This window comes from Bogoriella caseilytica (assembly GCF_003752405.1).
GTDB classification, from domain to species: domain Bacteria; phylum Actinomycetota; class Actinomycetes; order Actinomycetales; family Actinomycetaceae; genus Allobogoriella; species Allobogoriella caseilytica.
Genome location: NZ_RKHK01000001.1, coordinates 2106365 through 2124139, shown reverse-complemented (window position 1 = coordinate 2124139; position 17775 = coordinate 2106365). Strand labels below are relative to the sequence as shown.

Sequence of the window (17775 nt, the reverse complement as noted above, 5' to 3'; positions counted from 1 at the left end):
ACAGCACCCAGATGGTGCCGGACCGGCCCCGCCGGACTACCTGGAGTTCTCAGCGGAACTCAAGGCCGTAGTTGTTCTGCCCGAGGTCGAAGTCCAGCAGCATCGAATCGTCGCGGCCGCCGGCCGGGGCGAAGTCGATGTCGCTGTAGCCCAGCTGCGCGAAGGCGTGCTGCTTGGCTTCCTCGGTGGGCTCGACGACCACGTCGCGGTACCGCGGCAGGCCGGTCCCGGCGGGGATCAGCTTACCGAGGATGACGTTCTCCTTCAGGCCGAGCAGCGGGTCACGCTTGCCCTCCATCGCGGCCTCGGTGAGCACCTTGGTGGTCTCCTGGAAGGAAGCCGCCGAGAGCCAGGACTCCGTAGCCAATGAGGCCTTGGTGATGCCCATGAGCTCGGAGCGACCGGCCGCCGGCGTTGCTCCTTCGGAGACCACACGGCGGTTCTCCTTCTCGAAGCGCGAGCGCTCGACCAGCTGGCCGGGCAGCAGCCGCGATTCGCCGGAGTCGAGGATCGTGACCCGGCGGAGCATCTGCCGGACGATGACCTCGATGTGCTTGTCGTGGATGTCCACACCCTGCGAGCGGTAGACCTTCTGGACCTCGTCCACCAGGTGCTTCTGCGTCTCGCGGCCACCGAGGATGCGCAGCACCTTCTTGGGATCGACCGCACCGGCGATGAGCTGCGTGCCCACGGCCACATGCTCGCCGTCCTGGACGAGCAGACGCGACCGCTTGGTGACCGGGTAGACGGCATCTTCCTGGCCGTCATCGCGGGTGATGATGATCCGCCGCGAGCGGTCGGCGTCCTCGATGGTGACGCGTCCGGTCGCCTCGGCGATCGGTGCCTCACCCTTGGGGGTACGGGCCTCGAAGAGCTCCTGCACACGGGGCAGACCCTGAGTGATGTCCTCCGTGGAGACAGCACCACCGGTGTGGAAGGTACGCATGGTCAGCTGCGTGCCCGGCTCACCGATGGACTGCGCGGCGATGATGCCGACGGCCTCACCGATGTCCACGAGCTTGCCGGTGGCCAGGGAGCGGCCGTAGCACTTCGCGCAGGTACCCACCGCCGACTGGCAGGTCAGCACGGAGCGGATCTTGACCTCGGTGACCCCGGCGGCGACCAGACGGCCAATCACCACGTCACCGGCGTCCTCGCCCGCCTGTGCCAGCACGGTGCCCTCGGCGTCGGAGACGTCCTGGGCGAGCGTGCGCGAGTACACGCTGGTCTCGACCGTCTCAGCGCGCTGCAGCGTGCCGTCGGGGCCTTCCTCGGCGATCGGCATGGTCAGGCCGGCGCGGGTGCCGCAGTCCTCCTCGCGGATGATGACGTCCTGGGAGACGTCCACCAGACGACGGGTGAGGTAGCCGGAGTCCGCGGTGCGCAGCGCCGTGTCCGCCAGGCCCTTACGAGCACCGTGGGTGGCGATGAAGTACTCCAGCACCGACAGGCCCTCGCGGTAGTTCGAGGTGATCGGGCGGGGCACGATCTCACCCTTGGGGTCGGCGACCAGACCGCGCATACCGGCGATCTGACGCACCTGCATCCAGTTACCTCGCGCACCCGAGGAGACCATCCGGTTGACCGTGTTGTGCTCGGGGAAGTTCTCCCGCATCGCGACGTCGACCTCGTTGGTCGCACGGGTCCACAGGTCGATGAGCTCCTGACGTCGCTCGTCGTCCGTGGTCAGACCCAGGTCGTACTGCTCCTGGATCTTGGCGGCCTCATCCTCGTAACGCGAGAGGATCTCGGTCTTCGACGGCGGGGCGACGACGTCGGAGATCGCGATGGTCATCCCCGACCAGGTGGCCCAGCGGTAGCCGGCCTCCTTCAGAGCATCCAGCGAGGCACCGACGTCGACCTTGGGGTAGCGCTCGGCCAGATCGTTGACGATCGCGCCGAGGACCTTCTTGTCGGCCACATGGTTGATGTAGGGGTAGTCGTGCGGGAGCGCCTCGTTGAAGATCGCCCGGCCCAGGGTGGTCTCGAGGATGATCGAGTCGTCCTCGTCCTTGCCCTCGGCGGGGGTCCACCCGGTCGGCGGCACCAGACCCTCGATCCGCAGGCGGATCGGAGCGTTGATGTCCAGCTCGTTCAGGTCGTAGGCCATCTCCGCCTCAGCCGGCGAGGAGAAGAAGCGCCCCGCGCCCTTGGCGTCGGCCTTCTCCACCGTCAGGTGGTGCAGGCCCACGATCATGTCCTGGCTGGGCATGGTCACCGGGCGGCCGTCGGAGGGCTTGAGGATGTTGTTCGAGGACAGCATCAGGATGCGGGCCTCGGCCTGCGCCTCCGCGGACAGCGGAAGGTGCACGGCCATCTGGTCGCCGTCGAAGTCGGCGTTGAAGGCGCCACACACGAGCGGGTGCAACTGGATCGCCTTGCCCTCGACCAGCTGCGGCTCGAAGGCCTGGATGCCCAGGCGGTGCAGCGTGGGGGCACGGTTCAACAGCACCGGGTGCTCGCGGATGACCTCGTCGAGCACGTCCCACACCTGGGGGCGGGAGCGCTCGACCATGCGCTTGGCGGCCTTGATGTTCTGCGCGTGGTGCAGATCCACCAGGCGCTTCATCACGAAGGGCTTGAAGAGCTCCAGCGCCATCTGCTTGGGCAGACCACACTGGTGGAGCTTGAGCTGCGGGCCGACCACGATGACCGAACGGCCCGAGTAGTCCACGCGCTTACCGAGCAGGTTCTGACGGAAACGACCCTGCTTGCCCTTGAGCATGTCCGAGATCGACTTCAGCGCGCGGTTGCCGGGCCCGGTGACCGGGCGGCCACGGCGGCCGTTGTCGAAGAGCGCGTCCACAGACTCCTGCAGCATGCGCTTCTCGTTGTTGACGATGATCTCGGGCGCACCGAGGTCGAGCAGCCGCTTGAGGCGGTTGTTGCGGTTGATCACCCGGCGGTAGAGGTCGTTCAGGTCCGAGGTGGCGAAACGGCCACCGTCGAGCTGAACCATCGGGCGCAGGTCCGGCGGAATCACCGGGACGGCGTCGAGCACCATGCCCTGCGGGGAGTTCCCCGTGGTCAGGAAGGCGTTGACGACCTTGAGGCGCTTGAGCGCACGGGTCTTGCGCTGACCGGAGCCGGTGGCGATGAGCTCACGCAGCTTGACGGCTTCGGCGTCGAGGTCGAAGCTCTCCAGGCGGCGCTGGATGGCCGCGGCGCCCATCGAGCCCTGGAAGTAGATGCCGTAGCGCGAGTTGAGCTCGCGGTAGAGCATCTCATCGCCCTCGAGGTCGCCGACGGCGAGGTTCTTGAAGCGGTCCCAGACCTTCTCGAGGCGGTCGAGGTCCTGGTCGGCGCGCTTGCGGAGCTGGTTCATCTCCTTCTCGCCGGCCTTGCGGACCTTCTCGCGCGCGTCGGCCTTGGCGCCGTCCGCCTCGAGCTGCTCGAGGTCAGCCTCGAGCTTCTGGGCGCGGGCCTCGATGTCGACGTCGCGCTGGGTCTCGACCCGCTTCTTCTCGGCGTCCATCTCGTTCTGCAGCGAGGGCAGATCCTCGTGGCGGCCCTCTTCGTCCACCTCGGTGATCATGTAGGCCGCGAAGTAGATGACCTTCTCGAGGTCCTTCGGCGCGAGGTCAAGCAGGTAGCCCAGGCGCGAGGGCACGCCCTTGAAGTACCAGATGTGGGTGACGGGGGCGGCGAGCTCGATGTGGCCCATCCGCTCACGACGCACCTTCGAGCGGGTGACCTCAACACCACAGCGCTCGCAGACGATGCCCTTGTAGCGCACGCGCTTGTACTTGCCGCAGGCGCACTCCCAGTCACGGGTAGGGCCGAAGATCTGCTCCCCGAAGAGCCCGTCCTTTTCCGGCTTCAGGGTGCGGTAGTTGATGGTCTCAGGCTTCTTGACCTCACCGTGTGACCAGTCACGGACGTGGCCCGCCGTGGCGAGCGAGATGTGAAGCTGATCGAAGAGATTTACGTCGAGCAAGGGTTCCTACTTCCGATCGGTAGAACCGTTCAGTGTGTTTCTGGTGGGCGGCGGGCGGGTCGCCGGATCCCTCCGGCCCCGCCCGCCGGCCCGTTAGAGCTCGTCGACGCTGGTGGAGGCGTCGGGGCGGCGGGAGAGGTCGATGCCAAGTTCCTCGGCAGCGCGGTACACCTCGTCATCGGAGTCGCGGAGCTCGATGGCGTTGCCATCGGCGTCCAGGGCCTCGACGTTCAGGCACAGCGAGCGCATCTCCTGGATGAGCACCTTGAAGGATTCCGGGATACCGGGCTCGGGGATGTTCTCTCCCTTGACCACAGCCTCGTAGACCTTCACACGACCGGTGACATCGTCGGACTTGATGGTCAGCAGTTCCTGCAGGGCGTAGGCGGCGCCGTAGGCCTCCAGGGCCCAGACCTCCATCTCGCCGAAGCGCTGGCCACCGAACTGGGCCTTACCACCCAGCGGCTGCTGCGTGATCATCGAGTACGGGCCGGTCGAGCGGGCGTGGATCTTGTCGTCCACCAGGTGGTGGAGCTTCAAGATGTACATGTAGCCCACGGCGATCGGGTCCGGGAAGGGCTCGCCGGAGCGTCCGTCGAACAGCTGGGCCTTGCCGTCGGGGCCCACCATGCGCTCGCCATCGCGGTTCGGGAGGGTGTTGGCCAGCAGGCCCTCCAGCTCCTCCTGATCGGCGCCGTCGAAGACCGGGGTGCCCACCGGACTGCGCGGGTCGGCCTTGTGCGCGACCTCCGGCAGCTTCTTGGTCCACTCCTCGGCGGCCTTGACCGCCTCGGTGACGTCCCAGCCCTGGGCTGCGATCCAGCCCAAGTGCAGTTCCAGCACCTGGCCCACGTTCATCCGGCCGGGCACACCCAGCGGGTTGAGCACGACGTCGACCGGGGTGCCGTCGGGCAGGAAGGGCATGTCCTCAACCGGGAGGATCTTGGAGATGACGCCCTTGTTGCCGTGGCGGCCGGCCAGCTTGTCGCCGTCGGTGATCTTGCGGCGCTGCGCGATGTAGACGCGAACCATCTGGTTCACGCCCGGGGGCAGTTCGTCGCCCTCCTCCTCGGAGAACTCCCGCACACCGATGACGATGCCGCCCTCGCCGTGGGGAACCTTCAGGGAGGTGTCGCGCACTTCGCGGGCCTTCTCACCGAAGATGGCGCGCAGCAGGCGCTCCTCGGAGGTCAGCTCGGTCTCGCCCTTGGGGGTGACCTTGCCGACCAGGATGTCGCCGGAGACGACCTCGGCACCGATGCGGATGATGCCGCGCTCGTCGAGGTCGGCCAGGGTCTCCTCGGAGACGTTCGGGATGTCCCGCGTGATCTCCTCGGCGCCCAGCTTGGTCTCGCGGGCGTCGACCTCGTGCTCCTCGATGTGGATCGAGGTCAGGACGTCGTCCTGCACCAGACGCTGGGACAGGATGATCGCGTCCTCGAAGTTGTAACCCTCCCAGGACATGAAGGCGACCATCAGGTTCCGGCCGAGGGCGAGCTCGCCCTCGTCCGTGGCCGGACCGTCGGCGAGGACGGAGCCGACCTCGACGCGCTGGCCGTCGTCGACCAGCACGCGCTGGTTGTAGGAGTTGCCCTGGTTCGAGCGGCGGAACTTCGCGACCCGGTAGGTCTGGTGCGAGCCGTCGTCCGCGGCGACGTGGATGGTGTCGGCCGAGACCTCGGTGACCACACCGGCCTTCGAGGCGACGATGACGTCACCGGCGTCGACTGCTGCGCGGCGCTCCATACCGGTACCCACGAGCGGGGCCTCGCTGCGCAGCAGCGGCACCGCCTGACGCTGCATGTTGGCACCCATGAGCGCACGGTTGGCGTCGTCGTGCTCGAGGAAGGGAATCATCGCGGTGGCGACCGAGACCATCTGGCGAGCCGAGACGTCCATGTAGTCGATCTCGTTCACCGCCACCAGCGCCGGCTCACCACCGGAGAGGCGGCACAGGGCCTGGTCCTCCACGAAGGTGCCGTCCTCGTTCAAGGGCGCATTGGCCTGAGCGATGGTGTGGCGGTCCTCGTCGTCGGCCGTGAGGTAGACGACGTCATCGGTGACCCGGCCACCGGAGACCACGCGGTACGGGGTCTCCACGAAGCCGAAGGGGTTGATCCGCGCGAAGGACGCCAGCGAGCCGATCAGACCGATGTTCGGCCCTTCCGGGGTCTCGATGGGGCACATGCGGCCGTAGTGCGAGGGGTGGACGTCACGGACCTCCATGCCGGCGCGGTCACGGGAGAGACCACCCGGGCCCAGCGCGGACAGACGCCGCTTGTGCGTCAGGCCCGCGAGGGGGTTGTTCTGGTCCATGAACTGCGAGAGCTGCGAGGTGCCGAAGAACTCCTTGATCGAGGCCACCACAGGGCGGATGTTGATCAGGGACTGCGGGGTGATCGCCTCGACGTCCTGGGTGGTCATCCGCTCACGGACCACGCGCTCCATCCGCGACAGGCCCGTGCGGACCTGGTTCTGGATGAGCTCGCCCACCGCACGGATGCGGCGGTTGCCGAAGTGGTCGATGTCGTCGGTCTCGGCCTGGATCTCGGCGGGCTCGCCGTTGCGCACGCCCGGGACGGTCTCCTGACCCTTGTGCAGGGCGAGGAGGTACTTCAGCGTGGCGGTGACGTCCTCCAGGCGCAGCACTGACTCGCTGAGCTCGGTGTCCAGGCCGAGCTTCTTGTTGATCTTGTAGCGACCCACCTTGGCGAGGTCGTACCGCTTGGAGCTGAAGTAGTAGTTCTCCAGCAGGTTACGGCCGGCCTCGACCGTGGGGGGCTCGCCGGGGCGGACCTTGCGGTAGATGTCGAGCAGTGCCTCGTCCTGCGTGGCGACCGAGTCCTTCTCGAGGGTCTCGAGCAAGACGGGGAAGTCGGCGAACTCCTCGCGGATCTCGCCCTCAGTCATGCCGAGCGCGCGCAGGAAGTGCGTCACGGACTGCTTGCGCTTGCGGTCCACGCGCACGGCCACGAAGTCACGCTTGTCGATCTCGAACTCGAGCCACGCACCACGCGAGGGGATGACCTTGGTGGAGAAGACGTCCTTGTCGGAGGTCTTGTCCACGGACTTCTCGAAGTACACACCGGGCGAACGCACGAGCTGCGAGACGACCACGCGCTCAGTGCCATTGATGATGAAGGTGCCGCGCTCAGTCATGAGCGGGAAGTCGCCCATGAACACGGTCTGCGACTTGATCTCACCGGTGGTGTAGTTCACGAACTCCGCCGTCACGAACAACGGTGCGGCGTAGGTGAAGTCCTTCTCCTTGCACTCCTCCGGGGTGTACTTGGCCGGCTCGAAGCGATGGTCGCGGAACGACAGCGACATCGATTGGCCGAAGTCCTCGATCGGGGAGATCTCCTCGAAGATCTCCTCCAGGCCGGAGGTGGTGTGCTGGTTCTTGTCGCCGCGCTTGAGTGCGGCCTCAACCCGCTCACGCCAGACGTCGTTACCGAGCAGCCAATCGAAGCTCTCGGTCTGGAGGTTGAGCAGATCCGGCGCCTGCAGCGGCTCGTGGATCTTCCCGAAGGAGATCCGGCGCGAGGCGGTACGGTTGGCGATGGCTTCAGCGGTGGGTGCGGAAGAGGTGCGCGAGGCAGCCAAAGGGGGTCCTTCCCTGCGAGTGGGGTGCACACTGCGCTGTGACCTACCGGTCCTCCGCCTAGTACCTGCGAGAATGCCGGGCCAGGCATCCGAATCGCGGTGGGTCCTCAGGCCCGACCGCGCGCGAGGTCTGCAGGATGGCAGGCAGAGTCAGCGCAAAGCGTCAGCATACCGGTGTGCTATGGCAGAAGCAACCGGCATGTGGTCGTACTACCGAGTGGTAGTCGTCTCATGGCACGAGGCCCGCACCTGCATGGTGCGGGCCTCGTGCTGAGGTGAGACCCGGAGCGGCCGCTAGGAGCGGACTCCCCGGGAGGGGCTCACTTGAGGGTGACGGTGGCGCCGGCGCCCTCGAGGGCTTCCTTGGCCTTCTCCGCAGCGTCCTTGTCGACGCCTTCGACAACGGCCTTGGGAGCGCCGTCGACCAGGTCCTTGGCCTCCTTGAGGCCGAGAGAGGTCAGACCGCGCACCTCCTTGATGACCTGGATCTTCTTGTCGCCCACGGATTCGAGGATGACGTCGAACTCCGTCTGCTCCTCGGCGGCGGCGGCTTCGCCTCCGCCAGCGGCCGGAGCGGCGCCGGCAACGGCGACCGGTGCGGCGGCGGTGACCTCAAAGGTCTCCTCGAACTGCTTCACGAACTCCGAGAGCTCAATGAGAGTGAGCTCCTTGAAGGCTTCGATGAGCTCTTCGGTGCTGAGCTTCGCCATGGTGGCGTTCCTTCCTGCTGGATCTTGCTCGGGCCAGCTACGTGCGGCCGAGTCCTGGATGGTGAGATGCCTGCCCCGGTGGGGTCAGGCCTCCTCGGCCTGCTTGGCACGCAGGGCCTCGATGGTGCGCGCCGCCTCGGTGGCCGGTGCGTTGAAAACGTAGGCGGCCTGGAAGAGCGCCGCCTTCATGGCGCCGGCTGCCTTACCCAGCAGCACGTCGCGGGACTCGAGGTCGGCGAGGGACTTGACGTCCTGCTCGGAGAGCTTGTTGCCCTCCAGGACGCCGCCCTTGACCACGAGCTTGTCATTGGCCTTCGCGAAGTCGCGCAGCGCCTTGGCAGCCAGCACCGGTTCCCCGGTGACGAAAGCAATCGCGGTGGGGCCATGGAGGTCCTCGTCGAGGCCCTCGATGCCCGCCTCCTTGGCGGCAATAGTCGCAAGCGTGTTCTTCACGACGGCGTAGTCGGCGTTCTCGGCGAGCGAGCGACGCAGCTCCTGGAGCTGGCCGACGCTCAGGCCGCGGTACTCGGTGAGCAGCACGGCACTGGACGTACGGAAGCGCTCCGTCAGCTCGGCAACAGCGGCCACCTTTTCAGGGTTCGCCATGGCCCTCCTTCCGGTCGTGTCGCCGATCGTGGGCCCGGACCACGAAAAAGAGCCCCATGCGCAGGGCACGGGGCTCATCAGGCGGCGATCGCGGCGCACGGGGCGGCATGAACGTCGTCGAGCTTGTGGCACCTACGCAGGCCCTGCATCGTGATGCGGGTTTGTTCCCACCCTGGCGGGCAGGAGACCGGCGGTCTTTGGTAAGTACCACACTATCGGCACCGGAGGCCGACGGACAGAGGGATGGGCCGCGCGGGCCCGTGCCCTTGGTCACGTTGTCCAGGGCGCTCGGCCGGCGCCCTCATCCGGGGCCCTCTGCCGAGGTCCTCGACCGGGGCCTGCGCTCGCCCGCACCACGCGATTGTGCTCACTACTTGTCGGAATGGTGCCCGGCAACCGGGCCTGGAGCGACGGTCAGTGAGCACAAACGCTCCTCGTACCTCCCCCGTCCCGCGCGCCACTGTGCCGTGGGTGGGAACGGCATCTCCCGCACGGACGGGACCGGCAGCACCGGCAGCACCGGCAGCACCGGCAGCACCGGCAGCACCGGCAGCACCGGCAGCACCGGCAGCACGGCAGCACGGCAGCACGGCAGCACCGGCCAACCCTCCCGCGTCCCCTATCGTCGTCCGGGACGCCGAAGCCCGGCCCCCCGCATCGGGGAGGGCCGGGCTTCAGCAGCGAGCAGCCAAGGCTCAGGACTGACTGGGACTCAGGAGGCGTTCTCCGAGGTCAGGTTCCGCGTCTTGGACGAGTCCAGCGGAATGCCGGGGCCCATGGTGGTGGTCATGGTCGCCTTGGTGATGTAGCGGCCCTTCGAGCTGGAGGGCTTCAGGCGCAGGATCTCCTCGAGTGCGGCGGCGTAGTTCTCCACCAGCTGGGTCTCCGAGAAGCTCACCTTGCCCACCACGAAGTGCAGGTTGGCGTGCTTGTCCACGCGGAACTCCACACGACCACCCTTGATGTCCGTCACCGCCTTGGTGACGTCCATGGTGACGGTGCCGGTCTTCGGGTTCGGCATGAGGCCACGCGGGCCGAGCACACGGCCCAGGCGACCGACCTTGCCCATGAGGTCCGGCGTGGCGACAGCGGCGTCGAAGTCGGTCCAACCACCCTGAACGCGCTCGATCAGGTCGTCGGCGCCCACCTCATCCGCTCCGGCGGCGCGAGCCTGCTCCGCACGGTCGCCCTGAGCGAAGACGATCACCCGGGCGGTCTTGCCGGTGCCGTGCGGCAAGTTCACCGTGCCGCGAACCATCTGGTCGGCCTTACGAGGGTCCACACCCAGTCGGAAGACGACCTCGACGGTCTGGTCGAACTTGCCGCCCTCTGCGCCCGCCTTGGCGAGGCGCACGGCCTCCAGGGGGGCGTAGATCTCGTTGGCGAGGATCTTCTCCGCTGCCTTGCGGTAGGTCTTGCTGCGTGTACTCATCTGCTTCTCATTTCTCGCAGTCGTGGTGCGGGCCCGCAGGTGCAGCCCTCCCACTGTTCGGTGCGGGCGACGGGGAGGTCGCCCGCTAGCCGGCACCGGGTGGCGCCGGCCGGGGTGATCAGGATTCGACGGTGATGCCCATGGAGCGGGCGGTGCCGGCGATGATCTTCGCGGCGGCGTCGATGCTGTTGGCGTTCAGGTCTTCCTGCTTGGTGCGAGCGATCTCCTCGACCTGCTCGCGGGTCAGCGAGGCGACCTTCACGGTGTGCGGGGTGCCCGAGCCCTTGGTGACGCCGGCAGCCTTCTTGATGAGCTCAGCGGCTGGCGGGGTCTTGGTGATGAAGGTGAAGGAACGGTCTTCGTAGACCGTGATCTCCACCGGGATCACGTTGCCGCGCTGGGACTCCGTGGCCGCGTTGTAGGCCTTGCAGAACTCCATGATGTTGACGCCGTGCTGACCGAGTGCCGGGCCGATGGGCGGGGCGGGGGTCGCGGCGCCAGCCTGGATCTGGAGCTTGATCAGGCCGGAGACCTTCTTCTTGGGAGGCATAGTTCCCTGCTTTCTCTTCGTGGGCCGACGCCATGGGCGATGACCCGGTTGCATGCGACAGCGCAGGTGCGCTGCCGCCTTGGTGCGACCGGGCTCCAGGCCCGGCGGTGTGCTGGGCCCGAGAGCCCAGCACCGCTGCACTCGATCAGATCTTGGCGACCTGGTTGAAGGACAGCTCGACCGGGGTTTCCCGGCCGAAAACAGTGACGAACACGGTGAGCTTCTGGTGCTCGGCGTCGATCTCGGAGATGGAGGCGGGCACGCCCTCGAAGGGCCCGTCGGTGACGGTGACGGACTCGCCGATCTCGAAATCGACCTTGATCGCCGCGCGTGCACCCGAGCCGCTGGAGGCCTGACCGGCGTCGCCGCTGTCGGTGCCTGCTGGGGCCGGGGCGCTCACCATCGAGGGGGCGAGCATGGAGTAGACCTCGTCCAGGCTCAGCGGAACGGGCTGGTGGGTGTTGCCCACGAAACCGGTGACACCGGGGGTGTGGCGCACCGCACCCCAGGACTCATCGGTCAGATCCATCCGCACCAGGGTGTAGCCGGGGATTCGTACCCGGTTGACCACCTTGCGCTGCGAGTTCTTGATCTCGACGACCTCTTCCATCGGGACCTCGACCTGGAAGATGTGGTCTTCCATGTTCAGGGACTCGGTGCGGTGCTCGAGGTTGGTCTTGACCCGCTTCTCGTAGCCGGCGTAGGTGTGCACGACGTACCAGTCGCCGGGCAGCATGCGCAGTTCACGGCGGAAGGCCTCGGCGGGGTCCTCCTCAACGGCGGGGGTGCCATCGGTGGCCACCTCGGTGTCGGCCAACTCCTGGGGCTCCTCGGACACTGCGGACCTGCTTTCCACTACTCGTTGCTGATGCGGGCTTGCTGACAAGGGCGGCGTACTAGCCGAAGACCCAGAAGGCCAATCGGGTAAAGGCCAAGTCGAGCAGGCCGACGTACGTCATGATCACGGCGACGAAGACCAGGACGACGAGGAAGAAGGTCCACAGCTCGTTACGAGTGGGCTGGACGACCTTCTTGAGTTCGCCGATGACCTGTCGCACGAAGAGGATGATGCGGCCGAAGAAGCCAGGCTTCTTGGCGTCCGCGGCACCGGTGGCGTCGCCGGGGCGCCCGGGGGTCGCGCTAGCGGACTCGCTCACGGATGACCGTCCTCTTCTTGATCGACGTTAACTACCAAGCCGCACGGCGCGACCCGCACGGGGCGAGCACGCACACCGGCCTGGAGCCGGAGCGACCTTGCAGGGCAGGCGGGACTCGAACCCGCAACCGCCGGTTTTGGAGACCGGTGCGCTACCAATTGCGCCACTACCCTTCGCGGACCGTTACCGCACCCGGTGCTGCGCCATCCCATGAGCACGACGGCCGCCGGGCACGCTTCAGCGAGGTGGAAGATCCACGGGGGTCAACTGTACGCGGTCATCGGCATCCAGGTCGAACCTTGCCCGAGGGGAGCCTGCTCACACCGGCGCGCCCCTGCGCGCGGGGGCTTCCCCTGGGATGGATTCTGCCCGCGACGAGCATCCGTGGAATCATGAAGGCGTGAGCACCCCCACTCCGGCATCGAACGCCAAGCCCCGAGTCTCTGCCCGTCTGGCCGCGATCGCTGAGTCGGCCACTCTCGCCGTCGACGCGAAGGCGAAAGCCCTCAAGGCCGCCGGCCGCCCGGTGATCGGTTTCGGCGCTGGGGAGCCCGACTTCCCCACGCCCGACTACATCGTCCAGGCTGCTGTCGAGGCCGCGCAGGACCCGGCCACGCACCGCTACTCCCCCGCCAAGGGACTGCCCGCACTGCGCGAGGCCATTGCAGCCAAGACCCTGCGCGACTCCGGTTACGAGGTCTCCGCCGACAACATCCTGGTGACCAACGGCGGGAAGCAGGCGGTCTACCAGGCCTTCGCCGCCATCGTGGACCCGGGTGACGAGGTCCTCCTTCCCGCGCCGTACTGGACCACCTACCCCGAGGCCATTGCCCTGGCCGGAGGCCGCACCGTCGAGGTCTTCGCCGGCGCCGATCAGGACTACCTGGTCACGGTCGACCAGCTCGAGGCTGCGCGAACCGAGCGCACCAAGGTGCTGCTGTTCTGCTCTCCGTCGAATCCGACCGGCGCGGTCTACTCTCCCGAGCAGACTGCGGAGATCGGACGCTGGGCACTCGAGCACGGCATCTGGGTCATCACCGACGAGATCTACGAGCACCTTGTCTACGACGACGCCGCCTTCACCCCGGTCGTGCGGGCGGTGCCGGAGCTGGCCGAGACCTCGATCGTGCTCAACGGCGTAGCGAAGACCTTCGCGATGACCGGATGGCGCGTTGGCTGGATGATCGGCCCCAGTGACGTCATCAAGGCCGCGACCAACCTGCAGTCGCACCTGACCTCGAATGTCGCGAACGTGTCGCAGCGGGCAGCGCTTGCTGCGGTCAGCGGCGATCTCAGCGCCGTCAGCGACATGCGCGCCGCCTTCGACCGGCGCCGGCGGACCATGATCGAGATGCTCGAAGCCATCGACGGCGTGCAGGTGCCCACCCCCAAGGGCGCCTTCTACGCCTACCCCTCCGTGGAGGGCGTGCTGGCGCGCACCATCGCGGGGCGGACCCCGACGACGTCGGCGGAGCTGGCCGAGATCATCCTCGAGGAGGCCGAGGTGGCCGTCGTGCCGGGTGAGGCCTTCGGCCCTTCGGGGTTCCTGCGCCTCTCCTACGCGCTGAGCGATGAGGACCTGGCCGAAGGTGTGGGCCGCATCCAGAAGCTCCTCGCCCGCTAGTCCCACTCACCTCCGGCCGTGTGGTCGCTGGCAGCGCGCCGGCGGCCACACGGCCGTTGTCGTACGCGAGCACGGGGGCGATTTACCCCGGGAATGGTGCGTGGTTCAGCGCGGGCTGGTGCGTGGTTCAGCGCGGGCTGGTGCGCATCGCGAGCAGCTCACGGCCCCGGGCGAGCCACGCTTCGGCCCGCGCCAGGCGACCTTCGGCGTCGGAGCGCCAGTGGCCGCCGTCGGTGCGCCGGGCGCCCGCCACCAGGGAGAGCACGACCGCGGCGCAGCGAGCGTGCAGCGCTACCTCGTCCACCATGGCCGAGCAGGCCTGGGTCCAGGTCTCCAGCGCCTCGGGCACGTGCGGATAGGCCTGCGGCGCCAGATGCGGGAGCACCGAGACGTGGCCGAGCATGCACGCCAGATCGTCCACCCGGTGCCCGGGCCCCACCGAATCGACGTCGAGCAGGGTGGACACGGCCAGCGCTCCCGGCCGTGGGTCCATCAGCACATTTGCCTCGTAGTAGTCGCCGTGCGCGGGCACCACCGGGCCCGGGTCGGAGCTGGCCATCAGTTCGTTCACGCCCTGGGCGAGCAGGCTGGTGCGGTCAGCGTGTTCGGGAAGCACGGTGGCAGCGGCATGTGCGTAGTGGTCCACCCGTTCCGCCCACGCCGGATGCCGTGGCAGGTCCATCACCGCGGCGGGCAGCGCATCCAAGGTGGACACCAGCGAATCCAACACGCGCGCCGCCTGGTCGCCGAGGCCCTGCGCCAGCAGGTTGGCCAGGGGCACACCCCGCCCGGACTCCAGCATCACCAACCCGTCGGGGTCGGTGCGTAGCACGCGCGGCGCCGGAACACCGGCCTCCGTGAGCGTGGTGTGCCGTTCGATGAGATCGGCAGCGGCCTCCGGGCGGACCACCTTGAGGTAGGCCTCTCCCTCCACCGTGGAGGTCACGCGCACCACCGCTCGGCGGGTCGGACGGTAGGCCAGGAGTTCGACCCCGACGGGCGAACCGATCCAGGCGCTCAGGCGCGCCGGGTCACAGGCCGTCGCCAACCCCGGAAGCTCGGGATCTGCCGGATGAAGCCAGACGTGGACGACGCGCTCGCGGGTGGCCACCGGGATCAGACCGGGGGCCGTGGGGTTCAAGAGCCTGGCGGTGGTCGCGCAGATGTACTCCTCGCTCGGCGCGTGGCCGGGGCGCTCCACGGTGGCCGCGTAGCCCACGGTCACCCCGGCGCCTGGCCGGTGGTGGACCGAGTGCACCTGCCAGTCGACCACATGCGCTCGCTGGCCCGCGAGAGCCTGGGCGATCAGCTCGCGGGCGCCGTCGCCGGTGAGCAGGGCGACGTCGGCCGGTTCACGCTGCGCCGCAGCCGGGACGGTGCTGGTCACTGTCTGGCCTCCTCGGGCTCACCTGGTCACCACTATCTGACCATGTCAGCGCGCAAGCCGGCATTCCGGGTGCGTGTCACACGAGTCACGGCGGCAACAGCGCTCCGCGCCTGGCAGACTGCAGGGTCATGCGTGATCTCGACGCCTTGCCCAAGGCCCACCTCCATCTGCACTTCACGGGATCGATGCGGGTATCGACGATGCGCGAACTCGGCGAGGAAGAGGGCATCCGCCTGCCATCCTCCCTGACCGACGCCGATCCGCTGCGCGTCCCGGCCTCCGAGCGCGGTTGGTTCCGCTTCCAGCGCTCCTACGACACCGCGCGCGCCGTCGTCCGTTCGGAGGCGGCCATGCGCCGGATCGTGCGCGAAGCCGCGGAGGACGACGCCGCCGAAGGCTCGCGCCGTCTGGAGATCCAGGTGGACCCGACCTCCTACGGCGCCTTCGTCGGCGGGATCACACCGGCGCTGGAGATCGTGCTCGACGAGGCGCGCTCGGCCCAGCAGGCCACCGGCGTAGAGGTGGGCGTGATCGTGGCGGCCTCGCGCACGCGCCATCCGCTCGATGCCCGCATCCTCGCCCGTTTGGCGGCCCGCTTCGCCGGGGACGGGCCCGGTGAGGTCATCGGCTTCGGGCTGAGCAACGACGAGCGGCGGGGCACAACCTCCGAGTTCGCCCCTGCCTTCGGTATCGCGCGGCGGGCGGGCCTGGCCGGGGTGCCACACGGCGGCGAGCTCCTCGGCCCCGACCATATTCGCGACGTCGTCGCCCACCTCAAGCCCACCCGGATCGGCCACGGCGTTCGCGCAGCCGAAGACCCGGCACTGCTGGAGCGCCTCGCCGAGGACGGTATCGGCCTGGAGATCTGCCCGACGTCGAACGTCTCGCTCGGGGTGTACCAGGAGCCCGCCGACGTGCCCCTGCGGGTGCTGACCGAGGCCGGCGCCCACGTGGCGCTCGGCGCGGACGACCCGCTGCTCTTCCTCTCCCGGCTCACCGACCAGTACCAGGTGGCGCGCGAGCTCGGCTTCGACGACGCCGAGCTCGCCGAACTGGCCCGCGGCTCGATCCGAGCCTCACTGGCGAGCGAGTCCTCGCGACGGCGCATGCTCGCCGAGGTCGACGAGTGGCTCGCCACGCCGGCTTGAGCTGACAGGTCGGAGGAACCGGGCCTGCGGCGCCGGCAGATCCAGACGCAGCCGCATCTCAGCGCCACCACATCCAGGCGATTGTGCGCAAGAAACGTCGCTCTCGAGGCATCTCGGGCGCGAAGTTCCGACCTGTAGTGAGCACGATCGCCGCGGGAGCGCCGGAAGGACATTAATGTGTCACCCTCTTGACACATTGCTGAACCCGTCGCACACTCAATGTGTCAACACATCGACTCATTGGAGGCCAATCGTGGCTCTCGTCGTCCTGGCAGTTCTGGCAACAGCTCTGCTCACGCTTGCCTTCATCGTGACGGCGGTGGTGGCCTTGGTGCACAGTTCCCGCACCCGGCCAGCCAACGTCCCCAGCGAGGTCCGAGCCGCCGCTCTGCGGCACGGCATCATCACTCCCCTGGCAGCCACGGCGCTCGCCGTGCCCGCGATGATCGCCGTCAGCGCGTACTCACCTGGCAGCCTGGCAGGTTGGGGCGCTGTCCCGGGGCTGGGGCTGACGCTGGCCCCGGCGATCGGCGGGCTCATTTGGGTAGGGGTCCACGCCGTCGGCGAGCGCACGTGGCCCCGCCCGTCCGGAGCAGTCCGCACCGCGAGTCTGCGCCCGCGAAACCGGGGAAGACTCCTCAAAACCAAGCCGATCGCGCTCGCAGCTCTCCTCATCGTCCACGCGGTCACGCTGCCGGTCTACGCAGCCACAGCCTCCGGAGACGGCCGCCAGGTCCAGCGCGTCACGAGCACGGCCGACGGCACGTTCCTCACGAACATCACGGGCCCCTACCCCGGCCCGCCCTACGTCGTCGCGCTCAGTATCGCCATCGTCCTGCTCCTCGTGTCCGGAGCCTTGGTCATCGGCCGCACTGTGGGTCACCGTCCCGCCGTGCCGGGCCTGAACGACCAGGACGACGAGCTCCTGCGGACGATGTCGGTGCAACGAGTCACCGGCGGCGTGCAACTGGCTCTTGGCGCCACCGCCTTGGGGGTCAACGGTTTCGCCGCGAACGCCCTCCATGGCGCGGGATACGCCGTGGCGTCCGGGGCGGCGCTGGCTGCAGCGTTCACCGGAGTCGTCGCCATGGTTCTCGCAGCGGTGAGCATCGCCTCGGCTGCTCAGGGCCTTCGCCGGAGCGCCACCCCGGGAGCACGCACCACACAGCCGATCACCGTGGCCCGATGATCATGCAGATCACCATTGCGCTGGACTCCGGCTCCCCGCCCTTCGAGCAGATTCGTGAACAGATCGCCGGACTGGTCGCAGCTGGGCACCTCTGCCCTGGAGACCGGCTACCCACCGTGCGAGATCTGGCGGCTGACCTCGGGGTAGCCGTGGGAACCGTCCGCCGCGCCTACTCCGAGCTGGAGGGCCAGGGCGTAGTGTCCTCCCGCCCTCGGCACGGCACGGTGGTCACCGCTGAGAGCCACGAGTCCCGCGTAGCGATCCGGCGGGCGGTGCGAGATCTCGTGCGCCAGGCGCGGGAGGCCGGACTGAGCGACAACGAGATCCTCGACGTCGTCCGCGGCAGCCTCACCTGAGGCTCTCTCTCCCCGAGACGTTTGTGCTCGATTGACGTCGCTCTGGGGGCAGGAAGACGCTGGGACGACGACG

General features: G+C 68.2%; 14 protein-coding genes and 1 tRNA gene. 4 read left to right on the top strand and 11 right to left on the bottom strand.

Annotated elements, in window-relative coordinates:
* Positions 1-49: 49 nt before the first annotated feature.
* The 10 genes from EDD31_RS09465 to EDD31_RS09420 all read right to left on the bottom strand — a co-directional run bounded on the left by EDD31_RS09465 (position 50) and on the right by EDD31_RS09420 (position 12171).
* The gene (locus EDD31_RS09465) at positions 50-3937 is read right to left on the bottom strand and encodes a DNA-directed RNA polymerase subunit beta' (RefSeq protein WP_123303929.1); all 3888 of its coding nucleotides are present in this window, start codon (positions 3935-3937) and stop codon (positions 50-52) included.
* A 93-nt stretch (positions 3938-4030) separates the two neighbouring features.
* On the bottom strand, positions 4031-7543 hold the full coding sequence (gene rpoB / locus EDD31_RS09460; protein WP_123303928.1) for a DNA-directed RNA polymerase subunit beta: 3513 nt from the start codon (positions 7541-7543) through the stop codon (positions 4031-4033).
* Positions 7544-7863: 320 nt separating this feature from the next.
* On the bottom strand, positions 7864-8253 hold the full coding sequence (rplL, locus tag EDD31_RS09455; protein ID WP_123303927.1) for a 50S ribosomal protein L7/L12: 390 nt from the start codon (positions 8251-8253) through the stop codon (positions 7864-7866).
* 84 nt (positions 8254-8337) lie between these two features.
* The gene (rplJ, locus tag EDD31_RS09450; protein WP_123303926.1) at positions 8338-8859 is read right to left on the bottom strand and encodes a 50S ribosomal protein L10; all 522 of its coding nucleotides are present in this window, start codon (positions 8857-8859) and stop codon (positions 8338-8340) included.
* Positions 8860-9229: 370 nt separating this feature from the next.
* Positions 9230-9457 carry a hypothetical protein gene (locus EDD31_RS14780; RefSeq protein ID WP_170163262.1) on the bottom strand — a complete coding sequence of 76 codons (228 nt, stop codon included), beginning with the start codon at positions 9455-9457 and terminating at the stop codon, positions 9230-9232.
* A 114-nt stretch (positions 9458-9571) separates the two neighbouring features.
* Entirely contained in the window at positions 9572-10291 is a 720-nt protein-coding gene (gene rplA / locus EDD31_RS09440; RefSeq protein ID WP_123303924.1) for a 50S ribosomal protein L1, read from the bottom strand.
* Between the two features lie 118 nt (positions 10292-10409).
* Positions 10410-10841: a 50S ribosomal protein L11 gene (gene rplK, locus EDD31_RS09435; RefSeq protein WP_123303923.1), complete on the bottom strand. Its 432-nt coding sequence runs from the start codon at positions 10839-10841 to the stop codon at positions 10410-10412.
* Between the two features lie 145 nt (positions 10842-10986).
* The gene (gene nusG / locus EDD31_RS09430) at positions 10987-11727 is read right to left on the bottom strand and encodes a transcription termination/antitermination protein NusG (protein ID WP_123303922.1); all 741 of its coding nucleotides are present in this window, start codon (positions 11725-11727) and stop codon (positions 10987-10989) included.
* A gap of 10 nt (positions 11728-11737) precedes the next feature.
* On the bottom strand, positions 11738-11998 hold the full coding sequence (secE, locus tag EDD31_RS09425; RefSeq protein WP_123303921.1) for a preprotein translocase subunit SecE: 261 nt from the start codon (positions 11996-11998) through the stop codon (positions 11738-11740).
* Between the two features lie 100 nt (positions 11999-12098).
* Positions 12099-12171 (bottom strand) — tRNA-Trp (locus tag EDD31_RS09420).
* A 227-nt stretch (positions 12172-12398) separates the two neighbouring features.
* Between EDD31_RS09420 and EDD31_RS09415 the strand changes: the two genes are divergently transcribed.
* Positions 12399-13622 (top strand): pyridoxal phosphate-dependent aminotransferase, encoded by a 1224-nt coding sequence (locus tag EDD31_RS09415; RefSeq protein WP_245991101.1) that lies wholly within the window; start codon positions 12399-12401, stop codon positions 13620-13622.
* Positions 13623-13749: 127 nt separating this feature from the next.
* Here the strand turns inward: EDD31_RS09415 and EDD31_RS09410 are convergent, their stop codons facing one another.
* The gene (locus EDD31_RS09410) at positions 13750-15009 is read right to left on the bottom strand and encodes a phosphotransferase family protein (RefSeq protein WP_123303919.1); all 1260 of its coding nucleotides are present in this window, start codon (positions 15007-15009) and stop codon (positions 13750-13752) included.
* 128 nt (positions 15010-15137) lie between these two features.
* On the opposite strand from EDD31_RS09410, the gene EDD31_RS09405 reads away from it, so the two are divergent.
* The 3 genes from EDD31_RS09405 (at position 15138) to EDD31_RS09395 (ending at position 17702) form a co-directional block, all read left to right on the top strand.
* Complete coding sequence (locus tag EDD31_RS09405; protein WP_123303918.1) at positions 15138-16157, top strand: adenosine deaminase; 1020 nt, start codon at positions 15138-15140, stop codon at positions 16155-16157.
* A 253-nt stretch (positions 16158-16410) separates the two neighbouring features.
* Entirely contained in the window at positions 16411-17346 is a 936-nt protein-coding gene (locus tag EDD31_RS09400; RefSeq protein ID WP_123303917.1) for a hypothetical protein, read from the top strand.
* Complete coding sequence (locus EDD31_RS09395) at positions 17343-17702, top strand: GntR family transcriptional regulator (protein WP_123303916.1); 360 nt, start codon at positions 17343-17345, stop codon at positions 17700-17702. The genes EDD31_RS09400 and EDD31_RS09395 overlap by 4 nt, the downstream gene beginning before the upstream one ends.
* The last annotated feature ends 73 nt before the right edge of the window (positions 17703-17775 follow it).

Excerpts from the sequence above, each read along its gene's own strand:
- rplL (WP_123303927.1), bottom strand. The coding sequence starts at position 8,253 with ATGGCGAAGCTCAGCACCGAAGAGCTCATCGAAGCCTTCAAGGAGCTC.
- rplJ (WP_123303926.1), bottom strand. The coding sequence starts at position 8,859 with ATGGCGAACCCTGAAAAGGTGGCCGCTGTTGCCGAGCTGACGGAGCGC.
- EDD31_RS09395 (WP_123303916.1), top strand. The coding sequence starts at position 17,343 with ATGATCATGCAGATCACCATTGCGCTGGACTCCGGCTCCCCGCCCTTC.
- EDD31_RS09405 (WP_123303918.1), top strand. The coding sequence starts at position 15,138 with ATGCGTGATCTCGACGCCTTGCCCAAGGCCCACCTCCATCTGCACTTC.
- rplK (WP_123303923.1), bottom strand. The coding sequence starts at position 10,841 with ATGCCTCCCAAGAAGAAGGTCTCCGGCCTGATCAAGCTCCAGATCCAG.
- rplA (WP_123303924.1), bottom strand. The coding sequence starts at position 10,291 with ATGAGTACACGCAGCAAGACCTACCGCAAGGCAGCGGAGAAGATCCTC.